Source organism: Wolbachia endosymbiont of Chironomus riparius (genome assembly GCF_918315375.1).
In genome coordinates this window covers 484,028-507,205 of sequence record NZ_OU906733.1, presented here as the reverse complement: position 1 = coordinate 507,205, position 23,178 = coordinate 484,028, and the positions used below count along the sequence as shown (strand labels likewise).

Annotated in this window: 16 protein-coding genes, 1 tRNA gene and 3 pseudogenes; 13 read left to right on the top strand and 7 right to left on the bottom strand. The window is 29.4% G+C overall.

From position 1 onward, the window contains the following. Nucleotides 1-183 precede the first annotated feature (183 nt). Entirely contained in the window at nt 184-1,029 is an 846-nt protein-coding gene (locus tag NL275_RS02390) for a hypothetical protein (RefSeq protein WP_253299916.1), read from the top strand. Continuing rightward, nucleotides 977-1,282: a hypothetical protein gene (locus NL275_RS02385; RefSeq protein ID WP_253299915.1), complete on the top strand. Its 306-nt coding sequence runs from the start codon at nt 977-979 to the stop codon at nt 1,280-1,282. The genes NL275_RS02390 and NL275_RS02385 overlap by 53 nt, the downstream gene beginning before the upstream one ends. Before the next feature lie 371 nt (nt 1,283-1,653). Here the strand turns inward: NL275_RS02385 and guaA are convergent, their stop codons facing one another. Further along, nucleotides 1,654-3,225 carry a glutamine-hydrolyzing GMP synthase gene (guaA, locus tag NL275_RS02380; protein ID WP_253299914.1) on the bottom strand — a complete coding sequence of 524 codons (1,572 nt, stop codon included), beginning with the start codon at nt 3,223-3,225 and terminating at the stop codon, nt 1,654-1,656. A gap of 202 nt (nt 3,226-3,427) precedes the next feature. Between guaA and NL275_RS02375 the strand changes: the two genes are divergently transcribed. Further along, on the top strand, nt 3,428-5,086 hold the full coding sequence (locus NL275_RS02375; RefSeq protein ID WP_253299913.1) for an ankyrin repeat domain-containing protein: 1,659 nt from the start codon (nt 3,428-3,430) through the stop codon (nt 5,084-5,086). Nucleotides 5,087-5,187: 101 nt separating this feature from the next. Then, the gene (locus tag NL275_RS02370) at nt 5,188-6,237 is read left to right on the top strand and encodes a hypothetical protein (RefSeq protein WP_253299912.1); all 1,050 of its coding nucleotides are present in this window, start codon (nt 5,188-5,190) and stop codon (nt 6,235-6,237) included. On the opposite strand, the gene NL275_RS02365 is transcribed toward NL275_RS02370, so the two are convergent. From NL275_RS02365 to NL275_RS02355, 3 genes and pseudogenes are all read right to left on the bottom strand, one after another. Next, nucleotides 6,182-7,114 (bottom strand): tyrosine-type recombinase/integrase, encoded by a 933-nt coding sequence (locus NL275_RS02365; RefSeq protein ID WP_253299911.1) that lies wholly within the window; start codon nt 7,112-7,114, stop codon nt 6,182-6,184. The genes NL275_RS02370 and NL275_RS02365 overlap by 56 nt on opposite strands. A 2-nt stretch (nt 7,115-7,116) precedes the next feature. Continuing rightward, nucleotides 7,117-8,496 (bottom strand): annotated as a pseudogene (lpdA, locus tag NL275_RS02360) (dihydrolipoyl dehydrogenase). A gap of 5 nt (nt 8,497-8,501) precedes the next feature. Further along, complete coding sequence (locus NL275_RS02355) at nt 8,502-9,641, bottom strand: PQQ-binding-like beta-propeller repeat protein (RefSeq protein WP_253299910.1); 1,140 nt, start codon at nt 9,639-9,641, stop codon at nt 8,502-8,504. Nucleotides 9,642-9,827: 186 nt separating this feature from the next. Here NL275_RS02355 and NL275_RS02350 point away from each other — a divergent pair, with 186 nt between their 5' ends. The 3 genes from NL275_RS02350 to sdhA all read left to right on the top strand — a co-directional run bounded on the left by NL275_RS02350 (nt 9,828) and on the right by sdhA (nt 14,602). Then, nucleotides 9,828-11,462, top strand: coding sequence for a ribonuclease J (locus NL275_RS02350; protein ID WP_253299909.1), 1,635 nt, complete (start codon nt 9,828-9,830; stop codon nt 11,460-11,462). Further along, nucleotides 11,463-12,719, top strand: coding sequence for a protein TolB (locus NL275_RS02345; protein ID WP_253299908.1), 1,257 nt, complete (start codon nt 11,463-11,465; stop codon nt 12,717-12,719). 86 nt (nt 12,720-12,805) lie between these two features. Further along, complete coding sequence (sdhA, locus tag NL275_RS02340) at nt 12,806-14,602, top strand: succinate dehydrogenase flavoprotein subunit (RefSeq protein ID WP_253299907.1); 1,797 nt, start codon at nt 12,806-12,808, stop codon at nt 14,600-14,602. Between the two features lie 20 nt (nt 14,603-14,622). Here sdhA and NL275_RS02335 read toward each other — a convergent pair whose 3' ends face one another. The 3 genes and pseudogenes from NL275_RS02335 to NL275_RS02325 form a co-directional block, all read right to left on the bottom strand. Further along, on the bottom strand, nt 14,623-16,566 hold the full coding sequence (locus tag NL275_RS02335) for an ankyrin repeat domain-containing protein (protein ID WP_253299906.1): 1,944 nt from the start codon (nt 16,564-16,566) through the stop codon (nt 14,623-14,625). Nucleotides 16,567-17,230: 664 nt separating this feature from the next. Next, a pseudogene (locus tag NL275_RS02330) lies at nt 17,231-18,225 on the bottom strand (gamma-glutamyl-gamma-aminobutyrate hydrolase family protein). Between the two features lie 81 nt (nt 18,226-18,306). Beyond that, nucleotides 18,307-18,379 (bottom strand) — tRNA-Phe (locus NL275_RS02325). Between the two features lie 76 nt (nt 18,380-18,455). Between NL275_RS02325 and coaD the strand changes: the two are divergent. From coaD to NL275_RS02295, 6 genes and pseudogenes are all read left to right on the top strand, one after another. Beyond that, nucleotides 18,456-18,999, top strand: a pseudogene (gene coaD, locus NL275_RS02320) (pantetheine-phosphate adenylyltransferase). 12 nt (nt 19,000-19,011) lie between these two features. Next, nucleotides 19,012-19,218: a zinc-finger domain-containing protein gene (locus NL275_RS02315; protein WP_253299905.1), complete on the top strand. Its 207-nt coding sequence runs from the start codon at nt 19,012-19,014 to the stop codon at nt 19,216-19,218. Between the two features lie 270 nt (nt 19,219-19,488). Beyond that, a complete protein-coding gene (locus NL275_RS02310; RefSeq protein ID WP_253299904.1) occupies nt 19,489-21,015 on the top strand; it encodes an acyl-CoA carboxylase subunit beta in 1,527 nt (508 codons plus the stop codon). 109 nt (nt 21,016-21,124) lie between these two features. Beyond that, nucleotides 21,125-21,613, top strand: a complete 489-nt coding sequence (locus NL275_RS02305; RefSeq protein WP_253299903.1) for a hypothetical protein — start codon at nt 21,125-21,127, stop codon at nt 21,611-21,613. Nucleotides 21,614-22,007: 394 nt separating this feature from the next. Then, nucleotides 22,008-22,625, top strand: a complete 618-nt coding sequence (locus NL275_RS02300) for a hypothetical protein (protein ID WP_253299902.1) — start codon at nt 22,008-22,010, stop codon at nt 22,623-22,625. 156 nt (nt 22,626-22,781) lie between these two features. Continuing rightward, on the top strand, nt 22,782-23,147 hold the full coding sequence (locus NL275_RS02295) for a hypothetical protein (RefSeq protein ID WP_253299901.1): 366 nt from the start codon (nt 22,782-22,784) through the stop codon (nt 23,145-23,147). Nucleotides 23,148-23,178: the final 31 nt, after the last annotated feature.

Genomic DNA, 23,178 nt, shown 5'->3' with positions numbered 1-23,178 from the left:
ATAATAAACAACGACTTTGTATTAATCTTTCTCATATCATGTTTTGCACAAGAGCTTTCAAAATATTCTGTATTACTAACTATAGATTATTATTTAATGTAGCTTGTATTAACTATTTCTTCACAATTATATTATTATATTAATACATAAGATTAAATCATTATATATTTTAGGTAATTAAATATGACTGATAAAAGAAATGAGAACGCATCAAGGCGTTTAACAGATAAAGAAATAGAAGAAACCCTTTTAGGATTGGAAAAAGCTGAAAAAAATCTTTCAAGCTTAAAAGGTGATGAAATTAAAGAAAAATTTTCAAAAGTTTTTGCACATTCTCCACATCCCTTTCCAGAGGGTACTTCATTAGAAGATAAGGTGAAATATATCAGTGAAGGAACAAAGCAGGTGCAAGCTATAAGGGAGAAAAATCTTATACAAAAAATGGAAAATATTTCTAAATTAAGCCAGGAACTTGAGAGTAAAAAGAAACTTTTCAAAGAAGAAGGGCGAAAAAATCTTGAGAAGATTAACAAGCGATTGGAAGAAAATGGTTATGTTCCTATGAATAATGTTGAAGGTAAGAGCTCTAAGGAATTATCAACTAAAGCTTCTCTCAGAGAAGATGCACACACGCATACAGCTTCACCTATTAGCTCAAAAGAAAATGCTGCTCAAACTCATTTAAAAAACAATCTAGAACCTGCTTTGAACTATTTAAGGGACACTGTTGATGATAAAAATAATTTTTTAAAAGATAATAGAACCTTGAAAAATGGATCTTATAAACCAGATGAAAAACCTAAAGAAGGTAATATAAAAAAAGAGAATAAAAATAGATTTTCAGACCTTATTAATAATTTTTGTAAAAAAGTATTAGAAAATTTACAAATTGATGGAACAAGCAAACAAAAAGAAAATAAAAATACTACTCTTCCAGGAAATTTAAATAAGGATGGGATCAACAGCACTAGCTTTTGTGGCACTTGGACCAATAGGTGGAATAATTATGGGAGCTATGACATCTGTTGACTATATGTCAAAAGGTAAATTTTCTGAAGCAGGGAAAGAATTTTTCTCTGGGTTAAAAAATGTTTCAGAAAATTTATTTAAAGGAATTGAGTCAATGACAGAAAAAAACCTTTCGTTGAAAGGTACGCAAGACCTTGATAAAGAGCAAGTAATAAAAACTCCTATAGGATTAGAGGGAAGTACAAAACACCGAGATAAAGTTCTAGAAGAGAGAGAGAGAAAAACAGAACAAAATAGACAATTACAAATTTAGAAAAATGAGGATGTAATTGTTCTTTTTTCTAATATAACATGAGAAAAGCTTTATAGCATGAGCTTTTCTCATGTTAAACTTTACAACATCAATATACTTCAAAATCACTCTCTATATTAGAATTTGATTAAATATTTTTACTTATTAATAATAGATTAAATAATAATAACTTCAATTGTTGGCAAACCAAACAATACCTCTACTAAAAATTATAGCGACAAAATAAAGAGAAACTTTACAAAAACAACTGAATTTGCCATGCTTATATATACTGGTGAATTTATAAATAATATATTTCCGTATATTACAATCTCATAATAACATTTAATTAATGTTACTTAATAATTTTTTACAATTGATGTGATTGAATGTTATTCCCATTCGATAGTTGCAGGTGGTTTTGAAGTTATATCGTAAACAACTCTACTGACCCCCACAACATTATTAACTATTATACTGCTAACATTCTGTAAAAAATCCCAAAATACTAATGAGTGTTTTTTCTTATTTTCAAATGGAAATGCATCAGCTGTCATACCATCGAAAGATGTGACCGCTCTTAGAGCACAGACATATTTATATGTTCTTTTATCTCCCATAACACCTACAGTTTTTATTGGTAAAAGTATAGCAAAAGCTTGCCATATTTCGTTGTATAAGTTATAGCTCTTCATTGTATTGATGTATACTTCTTCAATTTCTTGCAATATTTGCACTTTTTCTTCTGTAACTTCACCAATGATACGTACAGCAAGCCCAGGTCCTGGAAAAGGGTGTTGAAATATTATTTCATCCCTAAGTCCAATTTCTTTTCCAAGTGATCTTACTTCATCTTTGAATAAATAATATAAAGGTTCTATTAACTTTAAATTCATTTTTTCTGGTAGCCCACCAACATTATGATGAGATTTTATGGTGCTAGAATTATTTGACGTATGACCTGATTCAATTACATCAGAGTAAATGGTTCCTTGCATTAAAAAGTCTACATCTCTTGTTTTTTTTGCTTCTTCTTCAAAAACCTCAATAAAAGTATTACCTATAATTTTACGTTTTTTTTCTGGGTCAGTGATACCTTTTAGCCTACTCAAAAATAAACTTGATTTATCAATACGGTTTATTGGAAATTCTTTGATTATGTTAATATTTTGCTTCTGGACTTTAGTCAGCAATCCAGTGTCAATAAAAACACAGTGTAACTGTTGTCCAATAGCTTGGTAAGTTAGTGCAGTTGCAACACTTGAGTCAACTCCACCACTCACTGCTGCAATGATTTTTTTATTTCCTACTAAGTTTCTTATTTTTTCTTTTTGCTCATCAATAAATGATCTAATTGTCCAATTTCTCTCACAATTGCAAATATCAAGAAAATTAGAAAGTAATGTACTACCGTTTTCATTATGATTCACTTCGGGGTGAAATTGAGTACAGTATATTTTACGCTTTTCGTTAACAATTATCGCAATTGTTTGATTTATTACTCCGGACGCAATAACTGTAAATTCCTTCGGTATAGTATCAACACTATCTGAGTGATTCATCATCACATCAATCTCAGAATTAACATCCCATATATTTTTTATAATAGAAGATTCTTTTAGAATTTTTATTTTAGTTCTACCAAACTCTCGTTTGAAATTTTCTTTTACTCTTGCCCCAAAATAATGACAAATTAATTGCTGTCCATAACATATTCCAAGTATAGGAACTCCTGTTGTTCCATTAAGTTTTATAATATTTTCTGCTATTGAGGAATTATCGTTTTTTACTGATTCTGGTCCTCCAGAGAGAATAAATCCATTAAAATTTGATATTGCTTCAAAATTTGTATCACTGGAAAATATTTCACAATATACATTCATCACTCTAATTCTTTTTGCTATTAGCTGTGTAAACTGTGAACCAAAGTCAATAACAGCTATTTTTGATAATTTGTTTTCCATGATTTAATAATAAGAAAAATAACGAATAAGTAAATATCCGAATGCTTAACTAGCAGATAATAAAATTGTGTTAGTTAGTATATATATATTTAATAAATGTTGAAGTATTATGTTAAATTTTTTACAAATTATGTTGATGTTTTCTTGATTATTTCTTTTCTTAAGTATATGTTTTATGTAAGAAATTAATATTTGATGAATTATGAGTAAAGAAGCAACAGAAAAATTATTTAAAGCTATTGATGATGAAAGTCTAAATGACTTTGAAAAGGCTTTGAAAGAAGGTGCGAATGTTAATGAATTTGATGAAGATGGTATGACACCTTTATTTGTTATTCTAATACAAAATGATGATAGTAAGATAAAATTAAAAATGCTTGAAATACTTCTGAAAGAAGAAATTTTACAGATAAATTCAAAATGTATGATGTCAAACAGCGAAAATTTTACAGCTTTACAATTGGCTTTCAAAATGAAAAATTTTCATTTTGTCAAACTTTTGCTTAGGCATTCTGAACTAGAGATTCCAGAAACCATTGAGGATAAAGAAATTAAAAATCAATTTCAAAGAGAGATTAATAAGGCAAAAAATGGGAGAGAGTTATTAGATAATCTTTCTAAGGAAAATATTGATTTAGCAAGAAGTATTTCAACAAAAGATTTTAATCCTAATTGCTGGAATGGTGGAATAAAGACAATTTTTGAATACGCTATAGATACATGTTTACAAGGATTATCACAGGATAAGAAAAATTTATTAGAAAAGCTTCTCAAACATAAGGATTTTGATTTTATTCAGATTCAATCTTATTGTTTGTCTAAAATAAAGCAAAACCATCATTTAGAACAATTCATTACTCAGACAATAAAGGGTAGATTAATTGATGAAATTAAAAATAAAGATTTGGATAATATAAAGCAATTGGTAGAGGATAACTGTTTGATGAATCATACAATTGTTAACGATGCGATGAAGGCATTAGGTGGTTCAGTAAATGAATCAATCAAAAAGTACCTTGATGAAAAATTTCCTGTTGTAAGTAATATAGTGCTAAGTGCATCTATCATGGATGATTTTGAAAATGAAGAATTAACTCAAATAAAATTGAATATTGCACAAGAAACTAAAAAACTGCAACGTTTACAAGAAACCTTTAAAGCAAATGAGGAGGAGATAAAGCTTCTAAACATTGCAATAATAAACACACAAAAGGAGATTGATACAGAAATTAAGTTTATTGAAAATGAAAATAAAAAATGTCATTATTATGCATCTATACCTCATTATACATCTATACCTCATGAAGAGAGAATTGAGTCTTTTCTCGATAAAGACAATAGACATAAAGAAACAATAAAGAATTTGGAAGAACAAAACAAAAATTTAGAGAGAGAAATCTCTGAGACAACAGAAATGTTAAATGAAAATAACATTCTATTATCAATAAAAACTGAAGAACTGAAAAATAGAAAAAGTAGTGCGAATATAAGAATTACTCCTGAACGAAGTGCACCAACTATTATAGCTTTACAGGATAATGCAAATCCTAGTTCGGTAAAAAATCAAACTCAAGTGCAATTTGAACATAAAGCAACAAAAAAACAATTATGCTATGGTCTAGTATGTTTTGTACTATCTGGTGCATGTGTAACTGCAGCAATTTTTATTCACATAATAATTACTTCTTTAACTTTAGCTTTAGCTTTTTTAGCATTAGGATGTTATTTTATGTATCAAGTGTGTAATGAAAAAGGTACTAGGGTTGAAGAAAATAATACAGGACAAGGAAAATACTTTGAAATAAATAATGTTGAATGCTCTAGTGATTGCATGTACGGATTTTATTCTCGTAGCAATTGAAAAATTTCAATTTTATCAAAAAAAATCTCTATAACCGGAAATAATACTTCTTTAGTCATAAAATATTAACTATACTTTTTTGTACATAATGCTCAGGTGAAATGGAAACACAGAAGTTATTTCAAGCTATTGATGATGCCAGTATAAATGACTTTAAAGAGGCTTTAGCGGAAGGTGTGAATGTTAATGCATTTGATGAAGAAGGTATGACACCTTTGATGAATATTGCTTATATTTATACAACTGTTGATGAAAAAAATCAGTCTACATTGAGAAAAATGGCAACCTCACTTATAGGGCATAAAGATATAATTGTAAATGCTCAAAGTATGGAACCTATTTATAGAAATGTGATAAAAACTCATGATGATTATCCGGTTTTTCTTCATTTGGGCAGAGAAGTAGTGTACAGTGAAAATCTAAGTAAAGGTTTTGGATATAAGGTATTTAAATATCTTGATACTAATGAATCAGTAGTAGACACAAGTAATGGAAAATATTTAACTGATCCTGTAGAGTTGTTTTACCTAAAAGTGGATCAGAATAATTACACTCTTTTATCGGATTGTTATGGTATAGTTTTTGAACAGACTAAAACATCTAATCATAAAAATAATACAGCTTTGCACATTTGTTGTAATACAGGAAACTATTGCATTTTAAAAATACTACTTACTCACCCAAATATAAGCACTAATACCAAGAATTATGATAATAAAATTCCTGAAAATTGTATCACAAGGGGATTTGAAGATGTCATGAGCAAGGAGTTTAAGAAGGCAAAAAATGGAAAAGTATTATTACAGGCTCTTGTTAATGAAAATATAGATTTAGCAGAGGACATTATTTTAAATCGAAGCTTCAATCCTAATTGCTGGGAGAGAGTTAATGGTGGAGTAAAGACAATTTTTGACTACATTATAGATATATGTTTACAAAAATTATCACAAGATAAGAAAAATTTATTAGAAAAATTTCTCAAACATAAAGATTTTGATTTTAGTCACATTCAACCTGATCATTTATTCAAAATACAGCAAAACAATCAGTTAAAACAAATTATTTTAGATAATACAATAAATACAGAATTTTCATCTATTCAGACTTCCACTTCTGTTCAAGACTTTGTTGAAAATTCTTATATGCGGTAAAAACATCTTGATGATTTAGGTGAGTGTAAATTTCAGTAGTTTCTAGATTTGAATGACCTAAAAGTTGCTGTATTGATCTTATATCAAGATCGTTCTGAAGTAGGTGCGTGGCAAAGCTATGACGAAATGCGTGTGGAGAAAGAATTTCTGGCAAATTAAAAATTCTTCTTATTTTTTGCAAACGGTTAGCAAAATAAGTTCTTCCTAGCTTTTTTCCTCTTATACCCAAAAAAAGATATTCTGTTTTGTTATTAATTCCGAGATAAGGACAACATTTCATGTATTCTTGCAGACATTTTTTTACTACAGGTAAAATAAAAATCTGTCTCTGTTTACTACCTTTACCTGAAATTACTAATTCTTCATTGTTTATATCACTAACCTTCAGGTTCAATGCTTCACTAATTCTCAATCCAGCTCCATAAAGCAGCATAATAATTGCGACTTCCCTTTTCATCACCCAAGATTCACTTAGATCTGATAATTTCATCTCTTCCAGTAATGTTTTTATGTCGGATGTTGATAATGCTTTAGGAAGAGTTTTTCGTCTAATCGGCTTTGATAGGGCAAATACAGATTCATTTTCTATGTTGAAGTTATTTTTTATATACTTAAAAAAATTTCTCAGCACTGATAATGCTCGTGCATTTGATCTAGGACTCATACCTCTTGAATAACGAGCGCTAAGCCAACTTCTCAACTCAGGTAAAGTTAACTTTTCTAGAGTACCAATGTTTACTTCTTCACTAATGCATAACTTTAAGAAGCTTATTAAATCCCTTAAATCCCTTTTATAGGACTCTAAAGTATTTTCTGAACAAAGCTTCCTAAATTTTAACCATTCATACCACTTTTCAATAATAGAATTAAGATCCACAACTACTTCTTAAAGAAGGGCATCTATACATGCGTCTCGAAAGGCTTCATTTATATCGGGATGAGAGTGACAAATTCTGTATATATCTTCTGCTGCTGCACCGTAAGCCATTGCTACTGCTGCTTCATTGATTAATATATCAGCATACGCTCCTATAATATGCACACCAAGTATTGTATCTGTTATACTACAAGTTAGTACTTTAACAAATCCTTCAGCAGTATCAGTAACTTTTGCTCTACCATTAGCAGAAAATTGACACTTTCCAACTTTATATTTATGGCCAATCTTCTTTAATTCCTCTTCATTTTTACCAATTGAAGATACTGCAGGATATGTATAAATCACTGATGGTATAATGTTGTAATCAACGTGAGGCAATTGTCCAGTTATTATTTCTGCAACAGCTATTCCTTCTTCTTCTGCTTTATGAGCGAGCATTGCTCCACCTATAACATCACCAATGGCAAATATTCCTTTTATATTTGTTTCGTATCTTATATTTACTTGAATAAAACCACGATTATCTTGTAATACCTTATCATTAATACCAAGGCCATCAGTGAGTGGCTTGCGTCCTACTGCTAATAGAATTTTATCTACCTCTATGTTATTTGTCTGATTATCTTTAATTGAGCAAACTTTAACGCTACCTTGCTCTATTGCTTCAACTTTAGTGCTAAGTAAAAATTTTATTCCTTGTTTTTGTAAATTTGAAAGTAGGAACTTGCTCAATTCATTATCCATTGATGCAGCAATTTTATCAAAAAATTCTACTACAGTAACTTCTGTTCCTAATCTGTTCCATACAGAAGACATTTCCAGGCCTATTGCACCAGCACCTATAACTACAAGCTTTTTTGGTACTTCATTTAACGAAAGTACACCTGTAGAAGAAAGAATATTTTTTTCGTCAATATCAATTCCTGGCAGAGAACTAGCATCAGAACCGGTAGCAATGACTATATTTTTTGTTTTTAATATCTTGTTTTCAACTGAAACTTCCAGATTATCCTGCTCAAAAGAAGTTATTTTTCCCAATCCATTGATTTTAGTAATTTTGTAAAGATTAAATAAATAATCTATACCTTTTCCCAGTTCTTGAACTTTGGATTCTTTATAACTTATCATCTCTTGTAAATCAAAGCTTACATCTTGGTCTTTATGCCAAATTTTAATAAATCATTCTTTGCTTTAGTGTATTCATGAGAAGAATGTAATAATGCCTTGGAAGGTATACAACCAACTCGTAAACATGTACCACCAAAAATGCTATTTTTATCTATACAAGCAACTTTTAACCCCAGCTTTGCAGATGTAATTGCGCACTTATAGCCACCTGGACCTCCTCCTATCACTACTAAATCATACAAGTCATTCATATCTTTTATCCAAATAAAGTATCACGGCAAAAATATACACCTTTTTTTTCGGTTGTAAAGTATGTACTCAAATCATCAGATGGAGAAAAAAACGCCATATGGTGATAAACACCTTCTGGAATAGTCACTATTTCCTCTACTATACCAGATTCTTTATTTAATAAAAACATAATGCCCTTATTAGTCACAATAAAAAAATCATCATATCTACCACCACGTACCGGTATAGAATAATAAATATCTTTATTATTTTTTATCGGTAACTTAGTACTCCAAATTACTTTTCCACTGAGTGTATCTATTTTTATAACATCATCATCCGCTGTTATTACAATAGATTCATTCATATTTTTGACTTTTAAGGGTTTTGACCATAAAAGATTTCCTGATTTTACATCAAGAGCAGCAATAGAGGAATTGTTTGTAACTATCAATATATTATTATTTAGTTTTGGAGTAGTCGTAATATCTGTAAATGGAGTATCTAAGAAATTTGTAGGGAGTTTATAAGACCATAACCTTTTTCCATTTTCATCGAAAGCTATTAATTCTCCATTTGAAAATGGAGCAATTACCATGTTATTCGTAGATATGGGAGATACATAATGTAATCCTATCATTTCACTAGTGCCATTATGATAAGACCAAATCACGTCACCATTTTGAGCGTCTAACATATATAAATAATTATCAATAGTAAGTACTGCTAATTTATTATTGGAGTCTATAGAACTTCCCTTTATTGGAGATTTTAATTCTTTTTTCCATTTAACAACACCTTCAGGAGCTTCATCTTCAATTTCATTTATCATGTACAATACATTATCTATAGTCAGAATAAAATGCTCTCTATGTATTTCTGTTATAGCCATTTTGCTGATTATTTCATGATTAGCAGACAGATCTAATTTTTTATTTTTCCACTTTCCAAGATAATGAATTACCTTCTTTCCATCAGCAACTATATTACCTATATGACGAACAAAAACAGGAGCTATATATCCTTGTGAGAATTTTTTCTCTATCTCACTCAGCGACGTACATTCATATCTAACTTTTACTCTTTTATTAAATTCCATTTCATCTTTTGCAAAAGTACAATGAATGCTAAAGAGAAAGATAACTGAAGCAATTTTTAATCGCATAGAGCTTTTTCTAAAAACAATTACCTATTTTATATTCTGAGAGATTTTCTGCAATATAAATCAAGTTCTTGAGAATGAAAATTAGATTTTTTTATTAATATTGAGAGATCTATTTTTTTATGATATGAAATACCTTTATTAATAAACAAAGTTTTGTTATTTTAAATTTTAAATAGATTTTAACTGATGAACATAAACAAAAATGAATTTTTATTTCTTCCACTCGGAGGAGTTGGAAGAATTGGCATGAACGTTAGCCTATATCATTACCAAGGTAAGTGGATAATGATAGACTTGGGTATCGGTTTTGCTGATGAAACTATGCCAGGCATTGAATTACTAGTTGCTGATGTAAGTTTTATTGCTAACAGAAAAAAGGATTTGCTTGGAATAATTGTAACACATTCTCATGAAGACCATTGTGGAGCAATTCCACATCTATGGGGAGAATTAGAATGTCCGATATTTGCAACAAAATTTACTGTTAATTTTATTAAGGAGAAATTAAAAGAGTTTAGATTAGAGAATATCGTGCCAATACAAGAAGTTGACATAAATAGCACTATAAGTTTAGGTCCATTTACTATTGAATTTATTAATGTTACCCATTCAATTCCGGAAACAAATTCAATATTAATTAGTACTGAAGAAGGAAAAGTATTGCATACAGGAGACTGGAAATTTGACCCTAATCCGGTTATTGAATTGCCCTCTAATATAAAACGCTTTAAGGAAATAGGAGAAAAAGGAGATTTACTTGCTGCAATCTGTGACTCAACTAATGTACTTAGCAAGCACAGGTCTGGTTCAGAAGCAGAGGTTTACAATAATATTTACAACATAATAAAAAGATCTAAAAGATTGGTTGCTGTTTCGTTGTTTGCATCGAATGCAGCACGCATTGAAACTATAGCTAAAGCTGCACATTCACTTAATAGAAAGGTGGTTTTGCTTGGAAGATCTTTGTGGAGAATATTAAAAGTTGCACAGCAAAGCGGTTATCTCAATAATTCAATTGAATTTCTAGAAGCAAAGGAAGCATTAAATTTACCTAGAGAAAAGATAATACTTATTTGTACTGGTTGTCAGGGAGAACCACTTGCAGCAACAGCAAGGCTTGCATCAAAAAGTCATCAAATTTTTAAAATGCAACAAGGTGATACAATAATTTTTTCTTCAAGAATTATTCCTGGTAATGACACTCGTGTACATAATATATTCAATTCCTTTATTGATATGGGAGTTGATGTTGTTACTGAAGACACAGAACATGTCCATGTTTCTGGTCATCCAGTAAAGGAAGAGTTAAAAGAAATGTATTCTTTAATAAAGCCTAAAATTGCCATACCAGTACATGGAGAATATATTCATACTCATGAACATGTGAAATTTGCTAAAGAGTGTGGTATAGCAAAAGCAATAATGGTTAAACCAGGGCATATAATTAACCTTCAGAATGGAGAAAAAATTCATTCAATTGATGTTAAATACTTTGGTATCGATGGTAAATTATTACGCAATCCAGAAAGCAATGTTATAAAAATGCGTAAAAGAATGAGAGATTCAGGTGTAATTATAGTTACAGCAGTCGTAAACAAAAAAAATAAACTACTTATAAAACCTAAAATATATGCTCCTGGAGTTTTTGAATTACTGGAGGATAAATTTATCATACAAAAAATTATCGAAAAGGTTGAATTAGCCTTTAATCTTCAGCAAACGAAAAAAATAAAAAATAAGATAGAAAGTTCTATATCTATACTGTTAAAGGAATATTTACTAAAAAAGCCTATAGTAGAGGTTCAAATAGAGCAAGTTTAAATGCAAGTATTCATTAGTACTATACTTTTTATTTTAGTACCTATTTTTTGTCTAGCACAGAATGTTTTATATGTTGATATAAGACAGAACAGTACTGATCATATTAATGTTGTTGTTTCTTCAGGTATATGTAAAACAGAATGGGAAAGAAAGTTAAGTGCAGATATTACAAAAATTATAGAAACAAATCTCTCTAAACTCGGTCCATTTAATGTAAAGCGTGAATTAGCAAATAATTCAACATCTGGTGATGTATTAGCTATAATAAACTTAAACGAAATACAGAATAACAAACTGCAAATGTCATTTAGCTTATTTGACACTCTTATAAAAAGAGAACTAATCAATAAATCAATGATTATTTCAGAAAAAGACGGGAAGCAGGTGGGTCACTCTATTTCAGATCTAATATGCGATAGGTTGATTGGTGAGAAGGGTCACTTTAGAACAAAAATTACTTATATTGCTGAAGAAAGAGATGAAAATAACAAATCTGTTCGTAAGGTTGCAATTATGAATCAAGATGGTAGTAATATAAAATACTTAACTAATGGTGATAAATTTGTCTCAACACCGAGATTTTCACCAAATGGTAAAAGCATTGTTTATGTATCATATGAAAATGGTAGAAGTTATTTAATACTGATAGATTTGATAGATAGTACTGAATCAGTAATTAGTATATTTGAGGGAGTAATTTCTGCTCCAAGGTTTTCTCCTAATGGTAAGTATGTAGTTGCTTCTCACTCAATTAATGGTAAAACAAATATATTATCTCTAGATTTAAATGGAAAACGTATAAGCAAAATTACTAAAAGTTTAGCTATAAATACTTCACCTTCACTGTCTCCAGATCAAAATTACGTAGTTTTTAGTTCGGATATCAGTGGAAGTCAACAATTATATATAATAGACTTAACAAAAAAGGAAAAAAAACCTACGAGAATTAGCTTTGGAAATGGAAGATATGCAACTCCTGTTTGGTCTCCAAAAGGAGATTTGATAGCTTTCACAAAAGTTCAATCAGGAAAATTTTATATAGGGGTAATGAAACCAAATGGAAAAGAAGAATTTATTCTTTCAGAGGGTAATAAAATTGAGTCACCAGCATGGTTACCAAATGGTAAAGAAATTATTTTTACAAAAACAGAATCAAATAATAGTTCTAAGTTGTACTTAATCGATTTAATTAAAAAAGAACATAAAGTAGTTTTTACTCCTACAAATGCTTACCTACCAGACTGGTCTTATTTATAACATAATAGTCTCTTTAAACTTATAAAACTTATATAGATTTTTTTTACTCATATGTTATCATGGGGTAGGTTTTACTACAGAAAAACATGGATAAGTTAGCATATAAAATCATAGATCATGAATACGATGTGGTAATAGTTGGTGCAGGTGGGGCAGGTTTACGTGCAACACTCGGAGTGAAAGCCGCTGGTTTTTCAGTCGCATGTGTATCTAAGATTTTTCCTACTCGAAGTCATACAGTTGCAGCACAAGGTGGTATCAGTGCAGCCCTTGGCAACGTTGTTGAAGATGATTGGCGTTGGCATGCATATGATACAATTAAAGGTTCAGATTGGCTTGGAGATCAGGACGCAATTGAATACATGTGTAAAAATGCAGCAAAAGCTGTAATCGAACTTGAAAATTTCGGTGTACCTTTTTCTCGCATGGACAATGGAAAAATATATCAGCGTCCTTTTGGTGGGATGACAACTCACTTTGGCAAAGGTAAATCAGCTCAGCGTACTTGTGCAGCAGCTGATAAAACTGGACACGCAATTCTCCACACTCTATATCAACAATGCTTAAAGTTTGGTGCTGAATTTTTTGTTGAATACTTGGCTATTGATCTAATTATTGATAATGAAACAGGAGCATGTTGTGGAGTTCTTGCTTGGTCATTATGTGATGGCACACTTCATCGATTTTTTGCACATTCAGTAATACTAGCTACTGGAGGGTATGGACGTATTTACCTTTCTGCAACAAGTGCACACACTTGTACAGGAGATGGAAACGGTATGGTAGTAAGGGCTGGATTACCGCTGCAGGATATGGAATTTGTACAGTTTCATCCAACAGGAATATATGGCTCTGGATGTTTAATGACAGAAGGATGTCGTGGCGAAGGTGGTTACTTAATAAATTCTCAAGGTGAGAAATTTATGGAACGTTATGCGCCAAAGGCAAAAGATTTAGCTTCTCGTGATGTAGTAAGTCGTGCTATCACAGTTGAAATTAAAGAGGGTAGGGGCGTTGGAGTAAATAAGGATCACGTATATTTAACTATAGCTCACCTTGATCCAAAAGTGATAAAACTTAGATTACCAGGAATTAGCGAAACTGCAAAAACCTTTGCTGGTGTTGATGTCACTAAAGATCCAATACCTGTAATTCCAACAGTTCATTATAACATGGGAGGAATTCCAACTAATTATAATGGAGAGGTTATAACTCTAAATAAAGGTAAGGAGGAAGTTGTAAAAGGATTATTTGCAATTGGTGAAGCTGCATGTGTTTCAGTACATGGTGCAAACCGTCTTGGTTCTAATTCATTACTTGACTTAGTAGTTTTTGGCAGAGCTGTAGCATTGAGATTAAAAGAAACCCTAAAACCTGATACACCACATAAAAAATTAGATTCAAATTCTACAGATTGGATAATTGATAGATTTGATAAAGTGAGATTTGCTTCTGGTAGGTTACGAGTATCAAAAATAAGAAAGGAAATGCAAAATACTATGCAAAAGTATGCATCTGTATTTCGTACACATGAATCTCTTGAAGAAGGTAAACAAGCCATAAAAGAGGTAGGAAAAATGATGACTGATATTTCAATAGAAGATCGTAGTATGATATGGAACAGTGACTTAGTTGAGGCTCTAGAGTTGACAAATATGATACCACAAGCAGTAATTACTATGGAGTGTGCTGCTAATCGCAAAGAAAGCAGAGGTGCACATGCTAGAGAAGATTTCTCCGAACGTGATGATATAAACTGGATGAAACACACTATAGCTTGGCTTGATGATCAATTTAATATAAAAATTGACTATAAAAAAGTGTCAGAACAAACTCTTAGTAACGAAATTAATTTTATACCTCCAGAAAAAAGAGTATATTAATTATTATTAACGAAATGAGTTTATGCTCGATTGAAAAACTCTGTTAAACGATTTATTTTTGATACAGAGCTTATGTTAGTATTTGGACCTTCTTGGTTCTGTTCTTGTGATACACCATTAGATTTATTAAGAACATTTTCTAATTTTAAATAAATAGGATAACAAATTGCACAAATTGCTATAATAGATGAAAAAATAGCCGCATTTGCCATATTTCCTGCCAAAGCACTAAATACTGTTGCAGAGATTAATCCTGCAATTATCCATTTTACTGGAATAGCTGTGTTGCACTTTTTTTTCTTATCTTCAGAATACCTTGAAATAAGGTTTTCCTTTATTTCCGCAGGAAGGGCTATACCTGATAATGGCTCAATTCTCTTTATGGTCTTATAATACTTTCTACTGTAACGCTCCTTAGATAATATTAAGTGTTCCTCTTTATTTTTAAAATTGTGTTTTAATAATTCTGTACAAAAGTCAGCGGTATGATAGTGCCTTATAATCTTCCTATAAGCACTTGTTAATTTGTTTTCAGGTTTGCTTGATTGTTCACTTAATGCGACTTGTATAGGGGTATGTCTATCTTTATTCTTATCACATATAGCCTCAATTAATTGCTTTTGGGGTATTTTGTCGCACTTTTTTATTAAATTATAGCATACAATTTTTTGTTTTCCAGGTAATAAAGCAATGTAATGTAAAGCATTATTACCTTCTTTGTTTTTTATAGTGATATCAGCACCATTGTTCAGTAAGAGCCCTAATACTTTATATCTATTAGTATTTAAAAAATCATTATATCTATTAGTATTTAAAAAATCATTCAATAATTTATTATTACCCTTTTCCTTCATATATTGGAGCAATACATAAAGAGGCGTATTACCATCTTGGTTTTGAATATTTACCACTTCACTCTGCTTTTCCAAAATATTCTTAGCAAATTCGTATTTTTCTTTTCCCTCCAATTTTACTGCATCATGTAAAGCTGTATCTTCCAATTCATTTTGATTAGAGACGTCATAACCTGCTTTTAATAATTTTTGAAAATCACTTTTGTTCTTATTAATAATTGCTGCATGTAAGGGATAATTGCCATTTAAAATTTTTTTTATTTGAACCAACACTTTGTTCTTTAATGTTAAAGACAAAGTAGTTTCTTCCTTTATTGATTTACGTAACACATTGAGTAAAGTAGTGTATCTTTTACAGGTTGTGTGTGACTGTTGTTCTTTAGATATATCCAAATCGCTAACATTAGCCCCAAGTTTTAATAATTCTATAGCGCATTTTATGGTGTTAGTTTTATGATTAAAAAAATTCTTTTTAGGATAATGCAAATTATTTTCTATCTTATTAAGCATTAATGTTTTTATAGGTGTTAATTCTACTGTATTTCTACTACTTATTTCTTCATTGATAGGTATTTTAGCTTTATTTATCAAATCCAAATATTTTACTTTTTGCCCTTTTGGTAATGAAACAATAATGTGTAAAAAATTATTGCCTTCTTTATCTTTAAATTGATATTTTTTTAATTTTTCTATGTTTTTTTCTCTTATTGCTTTTAATGAAAGATACTTTTTTCCTTCATAATCATTTAAATCGAGAGTTTTATATATCTCCTGGATTATATGTTTTTTTACTTCTTGTGATATCGTATCAAGTTTCTCTATCTCCTTATTTAAGTGATCTAATAATTTAAAGTAGTTCTTTTTTTTCTCATAAGATAATTGTTGAAAATCTGTTAATTCCAACTGATTTGGATCAGCATCATTATTTAATGATGTGATTATTTTGTCGCTAAATTTATTTAGTTTTGAATTTCTCGTGTAGGAAAAAATAAAATCTTTCTTTAAAAAATTTTCCACATAACTATTTAAATTTCTACTTTCCTTACTTGTATTTATGTATGTGTTTAATTTTTCTCTATTTTTAATAGAAGAACTTATAGTTTCTGCCATATTAAAACCCTCAATATTAAAAAGCTAATTATTATTTTACAATTTTAAATTGTATATACCAATATAATTCTTCCTTTAAAAGAAATCAATAAATAATTTATAATATATGATTTAGATATTAATAGTAAAAGCAAGATACTATTAGAAAAATTACCATCACAATTAAAACCCTAAAATAACTATTTGACATTTTAAATTATTAATATTAAAGAAGAATAAATATTAATATGTTAAAAAAATAAGGTGTTTTCATTTATAAAAATCTATTTATTAGATTAATAATAATATATTTAAATAAAAAATATTTTCTGCTTATGAGAAAACGTAAAGTAAAATTATATGATATAGTTATGAAATATTATTTAATGTATATACGAATATAGCTGTGTATTTGTATTTTTTGTATCTAATGTTTAAAGTGCAGAAAAAATATTTTCTATAAAATAGTTTACTGCGTGAGAGTAATATTATTCTCTTTGGTCAATTTTATGCACATCTAAATATAAATACTTAATAGCAAGTAGTATTGTAATTCCACTTACTTGAAAATAGTAATTTACAATTTTCATAAATATACGTTATAGTGCTAAAATCAATCACATTAGAAAAATATTTTCTTTTAATATTGTCTTCTTCACTATAAATTAGTTAACTATAATAATATCTAACTGCGGTAAAGAAAATCATGTATTATTGAAATTGCAACTAAGGTTGATATTTTTCGCTCCTTGTTTTCAGATAAATAAAAATTTTTATCTGATCTTACAACAAGAGCTTCTGGGTGACTTTGAAAATGAATATTTCCATGTTTATCTTCAATAGCTTCTATTATTCCATCATTAGCAAATCCAACAACTTTATAACCTAGTAGTTCAATTTTCCTTCTATTTTCATAACTGTTATTCACCGCCCCTGAATGAGCATCAGGAAAGCATGCTGAAAACCACCCATTTTCATCAGGAGTTAAAAATTTAGATACTAGCTCTGCTAATCGGCTATTTGGTACAATTTTTATCTGTTGTAGAGAAACATTTTCTATTTGTGGATTAGGAGCAGATTTTAGATGAGATTTTTGTTTTTTCTCATCATCAACCATATCAGAAACACGAATTACCTCTATTCCTTTTGAATGCATAATTCCTTGTAAACCACCACAGATACCTAATAGGTGAATTGAAGGGTTATCATCTACTATTCTTACAATTGCCTCTGTTACAATTTGACGACAAGGAGTGGGTGGAAGGGCTCTGAATGTAAATTATAATAATTGCCAGGAATGAATATCCTGTTTATTTTGTGTTCTTTAATAAACCTTTCAACTTCAAATTTTATCCGGTCTAAAGTCAATTTTTGTGCAAGAATTTTATCTTGTTTTGCAAAATAAATAGATTCTTCATTAATTTTTTTTAGGTTAATTAACTTGTTATAATCAATTAGTATAGTTTTAACTCCAAAGTTATTAAACATCTCATAAATGTTCTGAGAAAGTCCAAGCTCTTTTGGGTACGTTTCTTTTTCTGTTTTTAGTATACCAACAACAATGTCATTATTTTTTATTTGTGATTCAGCTTTATAAGAGTACGCATGAGTAATATCATTACCAAATAATAACATTATTAATATAAAACTAAATACTTTATTGTAAGATTTAAATGACATAGCCAAAACACTATATAATATATACAAGAATTATAGCATAAGCATAAGATATTGCAATAAAATTAAAGCTAATGAAAAATGTGGCCTGAGCCAGAATCGAACTGGCGACACAAGGATTTTCAGTCCTTTGCTCTACCGACTGAGCTATCAGGCCTATGATATACTTTTATTTTTAAATAAAAAATGTTATTATGTCTATTAAAAGTTTCAAGAGTAATTTAAAATTCGGGGTGAATAGTAGACAAAAAATAGGAATTTATCCAGGGACGTTTGATCCTATTACCTTTGGTCACGTTGATATAATAAAAAGAGCATGCAAATTAGTTGATAAATTAATTATAGGAGTTGCAGAAAATATAAACAAAGATTCCACTTTTAATATTATGTTGCGTACAAAAATGGTTCAAAATGAGATTAGTGAATTAAAAATTGATGCAAGTGTCATATCTTTTAATGGACTGCTTATAAACTTTGCAAAAGAACAAGGAGCTTCTGTAATAATACGAGGATTAAGAGCAATTTCAGATTTTGACTATGAATTTCAGATGAGCTGGGTCAATTATAAACTTCTTCCTGAAATTGAGACTATTTTTCTTCCAGCTTCTGAGGACACTCAATTTATTTCATCAAGCTTTGTTAAAGAAATAGCAAAACTCAAGGGGGAAGTAAGTAAATTTGTACCTAAAGGTGTTCAAAAAGAGCTTGTAAAATTTATGCAGGATAAAAAATAATGTCTATTGTTTTTATATTTTTAATGGAATATACTATACATAATATTTTATTCAAATGAATACATTGTCAGAAGTAAAGGTTAAAAACAAGCAAGTTTGCTGCCATGGTGATGAAGATGATATAAGCTCAGGTCATCCTATGATATATCTAGATATGGGAGAAGAAATAGAAGATATAGCTTGTCCCTATTGCGGTAAGATGTTCATTTATGAATGTACTGTAGAGCTAGTGAATACAGAAAAAAACAAAAAAGAGACATAAGATATTTTGAGGATATAAACTAGATATTCAAAATAATATGCAAAATATTGTGAAAAATATCCTTATCATAAGCTAAAAAACTTTTTTAGTAGCAGAATTTTTCTTGCTTAAGCCCATCCGATTTATAACAGTAATTTATAAGGTTAATAAAGTTAATAACCTTAATATAAAACTTGTCTTAGATATTGATTTTAGATATTAAAAATCTGATCTTTATAAGCTTAAAAAAGTGATGTATACTTTTTATTAATAAAAAGTTACTTATGTAATATGCAAAATTTAACAGCATTAGATGACCTAAAAAATGAAATATTAGAAGCTGAAAAGGGAGGTGGTTCTGTTAAAATTAAAAAACAGCATGAAAAGGGGAAATTAACCGCTAGAGAAAGACTTAGTATATTACTCGACGAAAATTCATTTGAAGAATACGATAAATTTGTAAAGCACCACTCAACTAATTTTGGTATGCAAAATACCAATTTTTTTGGTGATGGAGTGATTACTGGCCATGGAACTATTTTTGGTAGAAAAGTTTTTGTTTATTCTCAGGATTTCACTATTTTTGGTGGATCACTTGGTCAATCTCATGCAAAAAAGATATGTAAAATTATTGATATGGCAGTCAATGCTAAAGTTCCAGTCATAGGATTAAATGATTCTGGAGGGGCAAGAATTCAAGAAGGAGTAAATTCCCTCGCAGGTTATGGGGAAATTTTTCAAAGAAATGTCGACGCATCGGGAGTAATACCTCAAATTTCTCTAATTATGGGACCATGTGCTGGTGGTGCTGTTTATTCTCCAGCATTAACTGATTTTACATTTATGGTAAAAGATAGTTCTTATATGTTTATTACTGGACCTGATGTAGTTAAAAAGGTTACTTATGAAGATGTTACTCATGAAAGCCTTGGTGGAGCCAAAATTCATACAAGCAGAACAGGAGTTGCAGATTGTGCATTCAGTAATGATGTTGAAATGTTATTACAAGTACGTAAATTTTTTACTTTTTTACCATCAAATAATTTAGAAATACCTCAGTCAATACCAAGTTGTGATTCTGTGATTGATATTGATGAATCTTTGAATACTCTTATTCCGATTCATTCCAATACTCCTTATGATATGCATGAACTTATTGAAAAAATTTGCGATAAAAGAAAATTTTTTGAATTAAAACCTGATTTTGCACGCAATATTATAACCGGTTTTGGCAGATTAGGTGGTAATACTGTTGGTATAGTTGCGAATCAACCTATGGAGCTTGCAGGGTGTTTAGATATTGATTCTTCAAGAAAAGCTGCAAGATTTATTAGGTTTTGTGATGCATTTAACATTCCTATTATTACATTAATTGACGTGCCAGGATTTCTTCCAGGTACAAGCCAAGAATATAACAACATAATACAACATGGAGCAAAGTTGATTTACGCTTATGCTGAGGCAACTGTGCCAAAGATTAGTTTGATTACTAGAAAAGCATATGGTGGTGCATATATTGTAATGAGCTCAAAACATTTAAAAGGTGATATAAATTATGCTTGGCCAAGTGCTGAAATAGCTGTAATGGGACCTGAAAGTGCAGTTGAAATTATATTTAAAAATGAGAAAGATCAGCAAACATTAATAAAAGAATATAAAGAAAAATTTGCTAATCCATTTTTTGCAGCATCGCATGGATATATTGATGATATAATCATACCAAGTAAAACAAGATATCATCTTTATAGAGCGCTGGAATTACTAAAAAATAAAAAAATAATAAAGCCATGGAAAAAACACGATAACCTTCCTTTATAATTTTATATTTTGGTAAGTGTAAATGTTCATGATTTTCTTTAATAAATATATTCAATTATAAACCTTACTTCTTAAAACAATTGAATTTATTAAAAAAGAGGATGGCACTTTGAGTGTTAATAAAGAAATGATAAAATTTGAAAGTAATTATAACTGTGAAATTGATATTCTCAATAATAAATATAAAGAAGCTGATCTCATTGCAAGAGAAGCACTCTCAAAATCAGTAGAATTATACACAGAAACTTTAAATCATATGATAGCTGAGGTAAGTAAATTTCCTTCCTATATAAAAGTCCGCAATATGGTAAACGAATTTTTATCTAAAACAACAGTTTTCATAGGACAAGGATCTGATGTCCTAAATGGTAAAGTTATATATTTCTTTAAAAGTGAATTGTCGAAATTTTCACATTGCCCATCGAAGAGGGAAATTGCTAATTTCAAGAAAATTTTGAATCAATATTCAGTTGAGTTTTCTACTGATTTGAAAAATGTGGATAAATGTAGAAAGTTACAAGAATATCTTTTCATAAACCCTAGATCATCTATGGAAGAAGTAACTAAAGAAGAAAAATTAACAAAAGAAGTGGGGTAAAATTTTAAATAAAGATAAATACTGCCCTTAGCTTATTAAGGGCAGTATAATTTGAAAATTGCAATAAACATATTATATTGCAAATATTTACTGATTTTATCATGTTTTTACTATCATTTTAGCTTTTTTTCTTAACCCAGATTAAAATTATATATTTTTTATTAAAAGTTGATTCTAGAACAGAGAAGACGGTTATTTATAAAAATTAAAACTCATGGTAAGTGATTTTTTCCTCTAAATATCTCCTTTATATTGTGGGTATATAGTAGAATTTTTATTTATTATGCCTATATTGGCAATAAGATTTATAATCTTTTTAAACAAAATTAAATAGAAAATTAATATTAAAGAAACAATATTAAATTTTATTTTTATAGGGAATTCTATGCAAATTGTGAAGAAAATAAAGTCACTACTTAGAATAACATCAAAGAAATCGAGAAAAAAATCTTCTCCAGCTGTTGAGAAAGGTATTATTGCTGATAAAGGAATTTTTGGAGGTTTTAAACAACTCAAAGAAGAGTTTACTGATGAAGTTATAGTACCATCTTTAAAAAATAGCAATGAAACAGAAGTTTATGATGTTCTGTCAGCAGATACTGAAGATTCAAATACTACTGATATGGAGAATCAACAAATTACATGTAACTTTGAAGAAACAAGTAGTTGTTTATCAATGAAAAGTAGTGCGTCATTTTATCGTTCACTAAGCACAGAAAGTGTAAATTCAATTTTAACTAATTCTGAAACTAAGGAAGAAGAAAATATGCCCCCTGGTATAATAATTACAACATCATTGTTAATTAGTGGTGCTATTTTATTATACGCTACAAGTAATTGTGAATTAGGTATTATATTTTTAGCATTGGGAACGGTGATTTTTTTGGCTTCAGTATTTGCATTAACAACAAATAAAGGCAAGGAAGTTTTGAATACAGTTAATGCTAAGTTGAATGATTTACTTGGTTGGGAACAATCTACTTCACAAACTAATAAATCCCTCTTAATATAAAATTAAGGAAAACATGAAATATATATATTACTCATTGATGTAAAATAAAAACAAGAATTGTATGTTGATACAAAAGTTGTTATAATTTGCTCTGATTAAAGAGGTGTCTGCTTAATGTTTGTTCGATTGAATAAAATTTTAATAATTCTATTTTTTGTGATTTTTGTTTTTTTACCAAATTATGGTAATACAAGCTCAGTCGATAGCGAGTGGAAAGATGTAGAAGGATCAGTGCGAAACTTCTTTTCTTCATTGTCAAGTAGTATTGATAAGATGAGTCCTTCTACAATTATAGGGGGGGCTGTCGCTTTAATACTTACTGCTTTAATCTTTAGAGGTCTTATCATATTCATAATAATTTTAGGTGTATTATTCATGATGTTTGGTAACACAGAAAAGTTAATTGTTTATGTGAAAGAAAAGCTTGACTTACAAAAAAGTATATATTTAAAATCTAACCTTTTTAATAAGGAAAAAAATGATAAAAATGATAAAAATGATAAAAATCACCCAGAGAATTAGTGTTATTTAAAATATTTTGGATTATTTTAAT

Bases quoted from the DNA above. Each gene is read 5' to 3' on its own strand.
- guaA (WP_253299914.1), bottom strand. From the start codon at position 3,225: ATGGAAAACAAATTATCAAAAATAGCTGTTATTGACTTTGGTTCACAG.
- NL275_RS02355 (WP_253299910.1), bottom strand. From the start codon at position 9,641: ATGCGATTAAAAATTGCTTCAGTTATCTTTCTCTTTAGCATTCATTGT.
- NL275_RS02375 (WP_253299913.1), top strand. From the start codon at position 3,428: ATGAGTAAAGAAGCAACAGAAAAATTATTTAAAGCTATTGATGATGAA.
- NL275_RS02390 (WP_253299916.1), top strand. From the start codon at position 184: ATGACTGATAAAAGAAATGAGAACGCATCAAGGCGTTTAACAGATAAA.
- NL275_RS02335 (WP_253299906.1), bottom strand. From the start codon at position 16,566: ATGGCAGAAACTATAAGTTCTTCTATTAAAAATAGAGAAAAATTAAAC.
- NL275_RS02310 (WP_253299904.1), top strand. From the start codon at position 19,489: ATGCAAAATTTAACAGCATTAGATGACCTAAAAAATGAAATATTAGAA.
- NL275_RS02345 (WP_253299908.1), top strand. From the start codon at position 11,463: ATGCAAGTATTCATTAGTACTATACTTTTTATTTTAGTACCTATTTTT.
- sdhA (WP_253299907.1), top strand. From the start codon at position 12,806: ATGGATAAGTTAGCATATAAAATCATAGATCATGAATACGATGTGGTA.
- NL275_RS02370 (WP_253299912.1), top strand. From the start codon at position 5,188: ATGGAAACACAGAAGTTATTTCAAGCTATTGATGATGCCAGTATAAAT.
- NL275_RS02315 (WP_253299905.1), top strand. From the start codon at position 19,012: ATGAATACATTGTCAGAAGTAAAGGTTAAAAACAAGCAAGTTTGCTGC.
- NL275_RS02350 (WP_253299909.1), top strand. From the start codon at position 9,828: ATGAACATAAACAAAAATGAATTTTTATTTCTTCCACTCGGAGGAGTT.